The 12,357-nt window shown below is 40.7% G+C and carries 6 protein-coding genes; all 6 read left to right on the forward strand.

The window, feature by feature from the left end:
* Window positions 1-71: 71 nt before the first annotated feature.
* Complete coding sequence (locus K333_RS0107120) at window positions 72-2,303, forward strand: substrate-binding domain-containing protein (protein WP_036889108.1); 2,232 nt, start codon at window positions 72-74, stop codon at window positions 2,301-2,303.
* Window positions 2,304-2,442: 139 nt separating this feature from the next.
* Complete coding sequence (locus K333_RS0107125; protein WP_027452504.1) at window positions 2,443-5,574, forward strand: SusC/RagA family TonB-linked outer membrane protein; 3,132 nt, start codon at window positions 2,443-2,445, stop codon at window positions 5,572-5,574.
* 73 nt (window positions 5,575-5,647) lie between these two features.
* Window positions 5,648-7,378 carry a RagB/SusD family nutrient uptake outer membrane protein gene (locus K333_RS0107130; protein WP_024988976.1) on the forward strand — a complete coding sequence of 577 codons (1,731 nt, stop codon included), beginning with the start codon at window positions 5,648-5,650 and terminating at the stop codon, window positions 7,376-7,378.
* A 56-nt stretch (window positions 7,379-7,434) separates the two neighbouring features.
* Window positions 7,435-8,874 (forward strand): DUF4960 domain-containing protein, encoded by a 1,440-nt coding sequence (locus K333_RS0107135; protein WP_024988975.1) that lies wholly within the window; start codon window positions 7,435-7,437, stop codon window positions 8,872-8,874.
* A 48-nt stretch (window positions 8,875-8,922) separates the two neighbouring features.
* Window positions 8,923-10,518, forward strand: a complete 1,596-nt coding sequence (locus K333_RS0107140; RefSeq protein ID WP_027452506.1) for a glycoside hydrolase family 32 protein — start codon at window positions 8,923-8,925, stop codon at window positions 10,516-10,518.
* 1 nt (window position 10,519) lies between these two features.
* The gene (locus K333_RS0107145) at window positions 10,520-12,250 is read left to right on the forward strand and encodes a DUF4980 domain-containing protein (RefSeq protein WP_024988974.1); all 1,731 of its coding nucleotides are present in this window, start codon (window positions 10,520-10,522) and stop codon (window positions 12,248-12,250) included.
* The last annotated feature ends 107 nt before the right edge of the window (window positions 12,251-12,357 follow it).

The raw sequence follows: 12,357 nt of genomic DNA on the forward strand, positions 1-12,357 counted from the left end.
TTTTAAAGATAACACATGATGGGACAGACATTTAAAACCCATAGTGAATCTTTCTTAAACAATAAGTGATTATGAGCCTTATCAAGAAATATGTTTGGTTATTTTTAGTCGCATTATTATTCGCATGCAATAAGCATAAAACCTACAATATTGGAGTTTCTCAATGTTCAAGTGGTGCATGGCGCGATAAAATGAACATGGAACTGTTGGCTGCTCACCGTTTGTATGATAGCGAGGCCGACATATCTATAGCCAACTGTCACGAAGACCCTTCTTTGCAGGTTAAGCAGATCGACAGTTTGATTGATGCCAATGTTGATTTGCTTATCGTGGCACCTTATGAATACACCCAGCTTGCTTCTTCTCTTGAAAAAGCGCAGAAGAAAGGCATTCCAGTGGTGTTGTTTGATAGAAAAACACAGTCTGACAACTATACAGCCTTTATCGGTGGTGACAACGAAGATGCAGGAAACAAACTTGCAAGTTATGCTGTGCACATGATAGAGAATAATATTGTGAACCCTGTTGGCAGAAAACCTATCGCGTGGGAAATGACAGGGCAACTGTCGATGTCGCCTGCTCAGGATCGCCATAAAGGCTTTAGCAAGGTCATTAAGCAGCATGATATAGATTATTTTTATACCGAAACCAACTGGACACCTGAAGATTGCTATCGACAGATGAAAAAATATCTGCAAGAAGGAAAGCAAGTTGACATAGTGTTCTGCCATAGCGACATCTGTGCCGTTGCTGCATACAATGCAGCAAAGGAACTGGGACAAGAGAAAAACATAAAATTCCTGGGAGTGGATGGCATTCCAGGCCACGATGGAGGTTTGCAGCAGGTTAAAGACGGAATACTCGCCGGCACATATATCTATCCAACTCATGGTGAGGAAATTATTCAGTTGGCTCTTGATATTCTTGACAAGAAACCTTTTAAGAAAAACAGCTTCATCAAAAGTTTTGTGGTAACTCCACAGAATGTTGATGATATAATAATGAGTAGCGACCAGCTTTTAAAGCAGAACGACTATCTTGTCACCATTCAAAAGAAACTTGATAATTATCTTGGACTTTATCACCTTCAGCGCAACATATTATATATAGCTGTAGTAGCTATCTTTTTGCTGTTGATAGCATTAATTATCATATGGAAAGCTGTGAAAGCCATTAAGCGATCAAACAGGAAATATCGTGAGATGAGCGAAAAGATGAAACAGCTCAATGATGAACAGACAAAGTTTTATACTAACGCAAGTCATCAGTTGAAAACACCTTTGACCCTTATCACTGGCCCACTGAAGGTGTTGGCTGAAAAAAAATCAATGACAGGCGATGAGCATGAACTCTTTGATATACTAACCCGAAATGTAGAAAATCTCGATGCTTTGGTGTCTGATGTTATCAATTTCCGCAAGCAGGTTGACGATGCCATTGCCGATGACACAGTTAGTTCAGCCATTGAACAACCAGAGGTATTACACGATGATGTTAAAGAAGGCCACACCGGATTGTTGCTGCGTGCTGATAGCGAAGAACTGGCAACGTTATTGGTTGTTGACGACAATGCCGATATGCGCAAATACCTCAAGGCATTGCTTTCTAATAACTACTATATCATTGAAGCTTCAGATGGTGAAAGCGGATTGCGTCTTGCACGTGAGAGCGTGCCCGATTTGATCATCAGCGATGTGATGATGCCTGTTATGGACGGATTGCAATTCTGCAAGCGCATAAAAGAAGATAGCATAACAAGTCATATTCCTGTGATACTTCTAACAGCCCGAAGTGACGAGCAACAACAGATAGAAGGATTTGAACATGGTGCCGATGCTTATCTCATCAAACCATTCAATGCGCAATATTTACTTGTTCGCATTGTGAATTTGTTGCAGGGACGCGAAAAACTTCGTAAAGCATTCAGCGAAAAAGCAGAAAAAGCCCCACTCTTAACAGATACTCCAGCCGAACAGTTGAGCACTCCTGCAAGTCGTTTCCTTGATTCGCTTAAAGAAGTTGTAGATAAGCACATTTCAGACACCCATTTGAAAATGGACGATTTGGGCGAAGAACTTGGTATGAGCAGAGTGCAGCTTTATAGAAAAGTAAAGGCACTTACAGGCTTGTCGCCAGTGGAATTGTTGCGTAAGATAAGATTGCAGAAAGCCTATTCCTTGCTGCTTAACAGCGATATGACAATATCAGAGATAGCTTATGAGGTGGGCTTTGGAACGCCAAGCTATTTCTCATCATGTTTCAAGAAACAATACGATAAATATCCTACCGATGTAAGAAAGTAACACATTTTACTTTATTAACAACAATTGTTGCATGTAACATTTGTTGCTTCTTTCGAACGATTTTAGAGAGTTAATGTAATATAACTGATGTAAATTTGCCAAAAAAAGCTAATTACATTAATAACTAAAAACGTTTCGAATGAAGAATCTAACGAGAATCCTAATGAGTATTGCACTCATGATGGTATGTGTTGCTGCAAGCGCACAGAGCATTGATGTCAGCGGAACAGTTCTGGAACCAACAGGTGAGCCGGTAATTGGAGCCACTGTCATGCAAAAGGGCACAAATAATGGTGCTGTGACCGATATTGATGGTAAATTTAGTTTTAAAGCTCCTCAAGGTTCGGTAATTGTAGTTTCTTATATTGGGTTTGCTACTCAAGAAGTAGCTGCTGCTCCAAATCTTCGTATCACATTACAGGAAGAGGCAAACAACCTTAACGAAGTTGTTGTAACAGGTTACACCACTCAGCGCAAGGCTGATCTCACAGGTGCAATCTCGGTCGTTAACATGAAAGACATTGCAAAGCAAAATGAGAACAACCCTATTAAAGCAATGCAAGGTCGTGTACCAGGAATGAACATTTCTGCCGATGGATCACCATCAGGTGCAGCAACTGTTCGTATTCGTGGTAATGGTACATTGAACGACAATGATCCACTTTACATTATTGATGGTGTGCCAACAAAGTCGGGTATGCACGAGTTGAATGGTAATGATATCGAGAGCATCCAGGTTTTGAAGGATGCCGCTTCGGCATCAATCTATGGTTCACGTGCTGCCAATGGTGTAATCATTATCACCACAAAGAAAGGTAAAGAGGGTGTTGTACGTGTAAACCTCGATGCAAGTATCTCAGCATCAATGTATGCCCACAAGATGAAAGTGCTTAATGCCAAGCAGTGGGGACAGGCTTTCTGGCAGGCAAATGTAAACGATGGCCTCGATCCTAACAACAATTCTTTGGGTTATCATTTTGATTGGGCTTATGATCAGAATGGTGTTCCACAGCTTAATGGCATCTCTATGCAGAAATATCTTGATGCGGGTAGTACAATCCCAGCTTCTGATACTGACTGGATGGACGAAACCACTCGTACGGGTTTCATTCAAAACTATAATGTAAGTGTAAGCAATGGTAACGAGAAAGGTTCAAGCTATCTTTCTTTAGGTTACTATAAGAATATAGGTGTTATTAAAACCACCGATTTCAATAGAATCTCAGCCCGTGTAAATACAGATTACAAACTCTTGGGCAATTTCCTTACAATAGGTGAAAATCTCACAATTAATCGCACATCTGAAGTAGGTGCTCCTGGTGGATTCCTGGGTAATGTGCTTCAGTATCATCCTGCATTCCCTGTATATAATACAAAGGGTGAATATGCAAACCTTACTGGTAGTTTCTCAGATCGTGAAAACCCAGTAGAGGTTCTGCAGCGTAACAAAGACAACCGCTACACATATTGGCGTTTGTTTGGCGATGTTCATTTGAATTTCAACATTACCAAGAATTTTGTTATTCGCACCACAGCAGGTATTGACTATGCACAGAAAGAACAGCGCTTCTTCACTTATCCTATTGCTAATGGTAATGTAGCCAACGACGAGAATGCCGTTGAAGCAAAACAGGAACATTGGACAAAGTGGATGTGGAATGCTGTTGCTACTTATAATCTTGAAATAGGACAGCATCGTGCTGATGCTCTTCTTGGTATGGAGTTAAACCGTCAAGACAATACATGGTTCAGCGGTAAGCGTTATGGTTTTGCCATAAACACTCCAGACTATATGTGGCCTGATGCTGGTGTTGGAGAGCAGCGCGCATTTGGTGCTGGTGACGGTTTCTCACTTGTTTCTTTCTTCGGTAAGCTGAACTATAACTATGCTGATCGTTATATGGCAAGTGTTACTGTACGTCGTGATGGTTCAAGCCGTTTCGGTAAGAACAACCGTTATGGTACATTCCCATCAGTGTCTCTTGGATGGCGCATTAGTCAGGAAAAGTTCATGCACAAAGCATCATCATGGCTTTCTGATTTGAAGCTCCGTGCTTCTTGGGGACAGACTGGTAATCAGGAAATCAGCAACACAGCTCGCTACACTCTTTATGTTTCTAACTATGGCGAAGCTAACTTTGGTGGACAGAGCTACGGTACATCTTATGACATTGCTGGTACAAACGGCGGACAGGCTCTTGCTTCAGGCTTTAAGCGTAACCAGTTGGGTAACGATGATATTAAATGGGAAACAACAACCCAGACTAATATAGGTCTTGATTTTGGTTTCTTCAATCAAGCTCTCTATGGTAGTATCGAGTGGTATCACAAGAAAACTACCGACATTCTTGTAAACATGCCAGGTATTGGTGTAATGGGCGAAGGTAGCAGCATGTGGATTAATGCAGGTGAAATGCTCAACCGTGGTTTTGAGTTTAATGCAGGCTACCGTAACCACATTGGCGATTTTAGTTATGACATTACAGGTAATATTGGTACAAACCATAATGAGGTAACCAAACTTCCAGAGACAATAGCAGCTGCAGGTACCTTTGGTGGTAGCGGCGTGTTCAGCGTTGTTGGTCATCCAATGAACTCTTATGTAGGCTATGTTTATGATGGCATTTTCAAGAGTCAGGAAGAAGTTGACAATCATGCTGTTCAGGAAGGAGCAGGCGTAGGTCGTATGCGTTTTAAGGATCTTAACAAAGATGGTGTTATCAACACAGCCGACCAAGATTGGATCTATAATCCAAACCCATCTTTCACTTATGGATTGAACATTTATCTGCAGTATAAGAATTTCGACCTCACAATGTTCTGGCAGGGTGTGCAGGGAGTAGATGTACTAACTACAGTGCGTCCTGGTGATGACACTAATGGTGGTTACAAAGTGCAGACCGATCTTTGGGCAGGTGTAAACGTACCATTCCTTAATAAGGGTGATCGTGTTCTTGATGCTTGGACTCCTAATAATATGGGTTCTAATATTCCTGCTCTCTCTACTTACGACAACAACAATGAAAAGCGTTTCTCTTCTTACTATGTTGAAGATGGCAGTTTCTTGAAGTTGCGCACCATTCAGTTAGGTTATAATTTCTCAGATGCATTTGCAAAGAAGTTGTGTTTGACAAAGGTTCGTATGTACTTCTCAGCACAGAACTTGCTCACAATCAAGAGTAAGAACTTCACAGGTGTTGATCCTGAGAATGCACTCTTTGGTTATCCAATTCCTCTGAACCTTACATTTGGTGTTAATGTTTCTTTCTAATAAATGGTATAGTTTAGAAAACAAAGAATTAAAGATTACAATTATGAAATCAAATACATTATATACAAAGGTTATGAAGGCAGCATTGATACCATCATGTCTTCTTGCCGTTTCATTGTTGTCAAGCTGTGAATCTTTCCTCGACGACCAGGAGCCTCAGGCTACATTGTCTGACGAGGAAGTTTCTAAGCCTGCATACGTTGACAATATGGTGACATCTGCTTATGCAATCTTTACAACTGCAGAAGATATCAACTCATCGTTCTCAATGTGGAACTATGATGTTCGATCTGACGATGCATATAAAGGTGGTTCAACAACTAATGATGGTGATGTGTTTCATCAGCTTGAAGTAGGGCAGGGTATTCTTACCACCAACTGGAACATCAATGATATGTGGGTGCGCCTTTATAATGCTATCTCACGTGTAAATGCAGCTATTAAGGCTATTGAAACAACAGATGATTCTTATGCCCTCAAGGCAGAGCGCTTGGCAGAGATGAAATTCTTGCGTGCTTATGGTCATTTCCTTGCAAAGCGTCTTTACAAGAATATTCCTTTTGTAATGTCAACCAGTCTTACTCGTGAAGATTATAATAATCTGTCAAACACCGAGTATAGTAATGACGCAGGTTGGGCAATTATAGCACAGGAATTGGAAGAGGCTTATAAGGTGCTTCCTGTAAAGCAGGCTGATAAGGGCCGTCCTACAAAGGCTGCTGCAGCAGCATTCCTTACAAAGGTTTATCTTTATAAGGCATATCGCCAGGACGATGCTAACTCAAATCAGATAACCTCTATCAATCAAGACGATTTGGAGAAAGTGTTAGAGTATTCTAATCCATCTATCTACACATCGGCTGGTTATGGATTGGAAACCGATATTCATAACAACTTCCGTCCTGAAGACCAATACGAGAATGGTTGTGAGTCAATCTGGGCTATGCAGTATTCTCGCAACGATGGTTCTACTTATGGTAATCTGAACTGGAGCTATGGTCTTATTGTTCCAAATATTCCAGATGTAACAAATGGTGGATGCGATTTCTATAAGCCTTCACAGAATCTTGTTAATGCTTTCAAGACAAATGCTGATGGCTTACCAATGATAGACACCTATAACAATAAAAATTATGATAAGGCTGTTGATAATGCCGATCCACGCCTTTTCCTTACTGTAGGTATCACTGGTTTGCCTTATGAGTTCAATAAAGATTTCATTATGGACAGAAGTTCTGCATGGAGTCGTTCTGGTGGTCTTTATGGATATAATGTAACATTGAAGCAGAATGTTGATCCTGCACTCATTGGCACATATCTCATCCAGGGCTCTTATTGGGCAAGTTCAATGAATCGTATTGTGTTCCGTTATGCTGATGTTGTTCTTGAACGTGCAGAGGCAGAGGCACAGTTAGGCCATGTTCAAGAGGCTATTGATCTTGTTAACCAGATTCGTAGTCGTGCTGCTGGTTCTACTCAGATGATAGCTGATTATCCTAACAAGTATGGCGTTCATTTCTATTGCAAGAACTACACAGGTTCTTACTCAAAGGATGAAGCCATCAAGATTGTTAAGATGGAGCGTCGTTTGGAGTTGGCAATGGAAGGCGAGCGCTTCTTCGACCTTGTTCGTTGGGGTGATGCACAGAGCGTTCTAACCAATTATTTTGCGAAAGAGAAAGAACGTGTTACATTCTTGAGTGATGCACAGTTTACAGCTAACAAGAATGAATATCTGCCTATTCCACATACACAGATTTCTTCTTCTAATGGTCACTACAAGCAGAATGTAGGTAATTGGTAATCTGCAGTTTAGTGTTAGGGAAAATATTTCGCTAATGAATTTAGAATCATCAAATTATGAAATCAAACAAATTATATAACAAGGCAGCTAAGGTATTTGCGCTTATACCTTTTACCTTATGCCTTTTGCTGTTGCTGGCAGCTTGTAGCAACGACAATTTGAGCGACCTTCAACTTGCAGGTAATTGTGCTGTTGAGTCTATTGAACTTGATGGAAAATATACAGGTGTAGTTGATCCTGTTTCACGTACCGTAAAAATAAAGGTGCCCGTAAGTTTCTTGAATAAGAGTGCCATGAAAGTTACCGCACTGAATATTTCAGAAGGTGCTAAGGCAAATATTTCTGTTGGTGATGTAGTTGATTTCAGTGCAGCCAAGGTCATGCATATTACTCGTGGTGATCTTTATCTCGACTGGACTATCAACGTTAAGAATGATGAGGCAAAAATAAAGTCGTTCATCATCAACGATACATACAAAGCAAGTATCAATGAGGAAGAGCACACTATAACTGCGTTCCTTCCAGCTACTGTTGATATAAAGAAAGCTATTCCTACTATCACCTATAGTGAGGATGCAACAATCTCTCCATTGAGTGGTGTGCAGACAGATTTCTCTGAGCCTGTAACATATACTGTTACCGACAATACTGCTACAGCAACCTATGTTGCTACTATCAAAACAGTATCTGCTCCTTCTGCTATCTTCCTTGGTGGTGCTAAAGCAACAACCATGGACGAACTTGTTCCTGAGGAGAAAGAGGCTTGTAAGTGGATGCTTGCTAACATTGAAAACTCAATGTTCGTGAGCTGGGATGAGCTGAAAGCTGGCAATGTAGATCTTTCTAAGTGTAAGATAATCTGGTGGCATTGGCAGAATCAGCCATCTGAAACCATTGGTGACTTCGAGAGCGCTGCAACTTCAACAGCTATGGGTGCACTAAATACTCTTACCGATTTCTATAGGAATGGTGGTGCATTCATTCTTAGTCGTGCTGCTGTTAATTTCGCTGCTAAGCTTGGTGCTATCAAAGATAATCGTTGCGCAAACAACTGTTGGGGCGCCAGCGATGATGGTGGTGATGTTATCAGTGCTGGTGGAGAATGGGGCTTCATGATGAAAGACGCCAACCACCCAGTATGGAAGAATATGAAACTCAAGGATGGTGAAATTAAGACTGTTGATGCAGGTTACACCATTTCTAACTGTACTTCACAGTGGGGTATGTGGGGCGACTATGATAAGTTTGATCAGCCTTATACCGTAGGTCACGAGAAGTGGATTAACCTCACTGGTGGTCGTATCCTTGGTCATGGTGGCGATGGTGCAATCTCTGTATGGGAGGCTCCTGCTTATAATGGCACTTTTGGTAAGGGTGGTATCATCTGCTTTGGTTCAGGATGTTACGACTGGTGGTCACCAACTTCATATACCTCTTATTATCATGATAATGTAGGTATTATGACAGGTAATGCATTCGATTACCTTACCAAGTAAGGCTTATGCTTGCATAGAGACAACTTCAATTATAAATTGTAAATGCTTATGAAAAAGATGATATATTCAATCGCAATTGCACTGTCAGCTGTAACGCTGACAGGTTGCAGCGACGATAAATTTGAAGGTGACGTTGCAAAAGATTGGGCAGCAACAACAGAGTTTTTTAACTCTACAGAGGAAAATGGTTATTCTACATATTACACACCAGCTATAGGTCGTGTTGGTGATCCAATGCCTTTTTATGACGAGAAGGCTGGAGAGTATAAAGTGCTTTATCTTCAGGAGTTTAACAACAATGCTCCTTTCCGCTACCATCCAATTTGGACAGTAGCAACAAAAGATGGTGCTAACTATCATTCGCTTGGTGAAACACTTGGTGTTGGTTCAAGTGATTTCCAGCAGGATGCTGCTCTTGGTACAGGTTGCTGCTATTACAACAAGCAGGATGGTTTGTATTATATCTATTATACAGGTCATAATCCAAATTGTGAGAATACTGAAGTAGTGCTTCGTGCTACATCACCCGATTATAAAACTTGGACTCGCGACAACTCATGGTCGTTGAAGGGTGCTGATTACAACCTTTCAAAGAATGATTTCCGCGATCCACAGATTTTTGAGGATAATGGTGTTTATCACATGGTAATAGCAACCCGTCAGGGCGACCCTAAGTTTGCTGATTTCACCTCTACAGATATGAAGAATTGGGAGTTTGCTGGTTCTTTCAATGCAGTATGGGATCGTATGTGTGAGTGCCCTGATATTTTCAAGATGGGCGATTGGTGGTACTTCATCTATAGCGAGGGTTATCAGACGACATGGAGCCGTAAGGTGAAATATATGATGGCAAAGAGCTTTGAAGGCTTGAAGGCTTGCTTTGGCGACCCAGGTGCTAACTGGCCAAAAGATGGTCATGAAGGTGTTCTTGACAGCCGTGCTTTCTATGCTGGTAAAACAGCTTCTAATGGTAGCGAGCGTCTCATCTGGGGCTGGTGTCCTTTCCGTTCAGGTGCTAATGTATGGGAAAAGAATATTAATGTAGGTGAGAAAGAACCAAACTGGAGTGGTGCTTTGGTTTGCCATAAGATTATTCAGCATGCTGATGGTACTCTTACCTTAGGTAAGGTAGATGCTATTGATGCAAAATATACTAATGCACAGGATGTGAAAGTTGTAGCTAACAATGGTTACACAGGTTCAGCAACAAGTTTCAAACTTTCTGGCGACAATGCTTTTGCACAGTTTGCACGTCTTGGTAATCACAACAAGATTTCTTTCACTGTTAAGACAGATAATAACTGGGATAAGTTTGGTATCTCTTTTGTTCGTGGTGGTGATTCTAAGAAGTATTATACCATCGTAGTAAATCCAGAGGATGAAAATAACCGTAAAATTAATTTCGAGGAAGAAGGTGCCGAAGGCAAGGGCTTTATCGAGGGTATTGATGGTTATTGGTTTGCGCGTCCTGCCAACAATGTTTACAATGTGACAATCTATACAGATAACTCTGTGCTCACCATGTATATTAATGATGTTTGTGCTTACACCCAGCGCATCTATGGTATGGCAAAGAACTGCTGGAGCATCAATAATTATGGTGGAAATATTGATGTAACCGATCTTACTGTAAGTCAGTATTAAAATGAAATATCTAAAACTATTCTTTACAATCTGTGCATTGGCTGTATTCTCTGCAGCCAATGCTCAAGAACTATTAGTTCTAAGCGAAAACCATGCTATGCTGCGTATTCCTGCAGGACATAAATACCTATTGATGCCTGTTGAGGAAAGTCAGGAGTATGATTATATCCGTGTTTCGGTTGATAACAAGTTGGTTAAAGAACTTAACTGTAAACTTGCAGTCAACAAGATTGACTATACTGTTCCTTTGAATCTTGCTCGCGTTATTAAAGAAGAAAAGGGTAGTGAGGATGCAAAGGGCGAAATAGTTATTGACATCACTTTCAATCGTAGCACAGGTAATCCTGGTGGTAGGATGCCAATAAGAAACTTTGCATGTTGGAAAGGAACAAAGGTTTCAAACACATTTGATATTACCAATCGTGAGAAATGGCGTCCTGTTTATCATCACACACCTAATTATGGTTGGATGAATGATCCTAACGGAATGTTCTACAAAGATGGCATTTGGCATCTTTTCTTCCAGTTTAATCCTTATGGCTCACAGTGGGAGAATATGACATGGGGACATTCAACCTCAAAGGATCTTATTCATTGGAACTACGAGGGTGAAGCAATAGAGCGTGATGCTTTTGGTACAATCTTCTCTGGTTCTTCTGTTGTTGACACAAGCAACACTGCTGGCTTTGGTAAGGGTGCTATAATTTCTTATTATACATCAGCTGGTCAGTCGCAGACACAGAGCATGGCTTATTCTACTGATAATGGTAAAACATTCACAAAGTATGCTGCTAATCCTGTGCTCACCTCAGAGATTCCTGATTTCCGTGACCCAAAAATTATCTGGCATGAAGCAACAAAGCGCTGGATTCTTATCCTTGCTGAGAAAACTCATGTTAAGTTCTATTCTTCTACCGATTTGAAGAATTGGACATTTGAGAGCAATTTTGGTGAAGAATATGGTAATCATGATGGTGTTTGGGAGTGTCCAGATATTTTTGAAATCAATGGTAAGTGGTTTATATTGCTGAATATTAACCCCGGAGGTCCTTTCGGTGGTTCTGCAACTCAATATTTTGTTGGTGATTTCGATGGACATAAGTTCACTTGCGAAGATGAACCAACCGAAACAAAGTGGCTCGACTATGGTAGGGATCACTATGCTACAGTTTCGTTCAACAATGCGCCTGATGGCAGAATTGTTGTTATTCCTTGGATGAGCAACTGGCAGTATGCTGCTCAGGTTCCAACAAAGCAGTATCGCTCGGCTAACGGTATTCCTCGTGACCTTAGTTCATTCGATTATAAGGGTGAAACCTATTTGTCAGTAAAACCAAGTAAGGAGGTATATGCAGCTTTTTCAAAGAAGGCAACAGGACACCTTTCAAATGCTTGTCGAGTTGATGTGCAGTTAAAGGGTAATGCCACAATAACTCTTTCAAATAGTAAAGGCGAGCAGGTTGTTATCAGCTATAATGCTAAGAACGAAAAGATATCAATGGATCGCACCAAGAGTGGTGAAGTTGGTTTTAGCGCTGAATTCCCAGTGGTTACTACATCACCAACTTATGGTAAGATAAAGACTTTGCAAATCTTCATCGATAGCTCAAGTATTGAGATTTTCGATGCAGCAGGTAAGGTTGCAATGACTAATATAGTGTTCCCAACAGAGCCTTACAATATAGTTAAGGTTAAGGGCGGAAAGGCCAAAGTGTTCAATTTGGCTAAATAATTGTAAAGTATAGCTCTAATTTTGTTACATGAACGAAAAGTTGCTTTCTTTGTAACAAAATTAGGGCTATAGTTTTAATAGTATTAACTATCTTTGTCAACGATAAC

The sequence above is a fragment of the Segatella albensis DSM 11370 = JCM 12258 genome (assembly GCF_000426565.1).
GTDB classification, from domain to species: domain Bacteria; phylum Bacteroidota; class Bacteroidia; order Bacteroidales; family Bacteroidaceae; genus Prevotella; species Prevotella albensis.

Excerpts from the sequence above, each read along its gene's own strand:
- K333_RS0107120 (WP_036889108.1), top strand. The coding sequence starts at position 72 with ATGAGCCTTATCAAGAAATATGTTTGGTTATTTTTAGTCGCATTATTA.
- K333_RS0107145 (WP_024988974.1), top strand. The coding sequence starts at position 10,520 with ATGAAATATCTAAAACTATTCTTTACAATCTGTGCATTGGCTGTATTC.
- K333_RS0107135 (WP_024988975.1), top strand. The coding sequence starts at position 7,435 with ATGAAATCAAACAAATTATATAACAAGGCAGCTAAGGTATTTGCGCTT.
- K333_RS0107125 (WP_027452504.1), top strand. The coding sequence starts at position 2,443 with ATGAAGAATCTAACGAGAATCCTAATGAGTATTGCACTCATGATGGTA.
- K333_RS0107140 (WP_027452506.1), top strand. The coding sequence starts at position 8,923 with ATGAAAAAGATGATATATTCAATCGCAATTGCACTGTCAGCTGTAACG.
- K333_RS0107130 (WP_024988976.1), top strand. The coding sequence starts at position 5,648 with ATGAAGGCAGCATTGATACCATCATGTCTTCTTGCCGTTTCATTGTTG.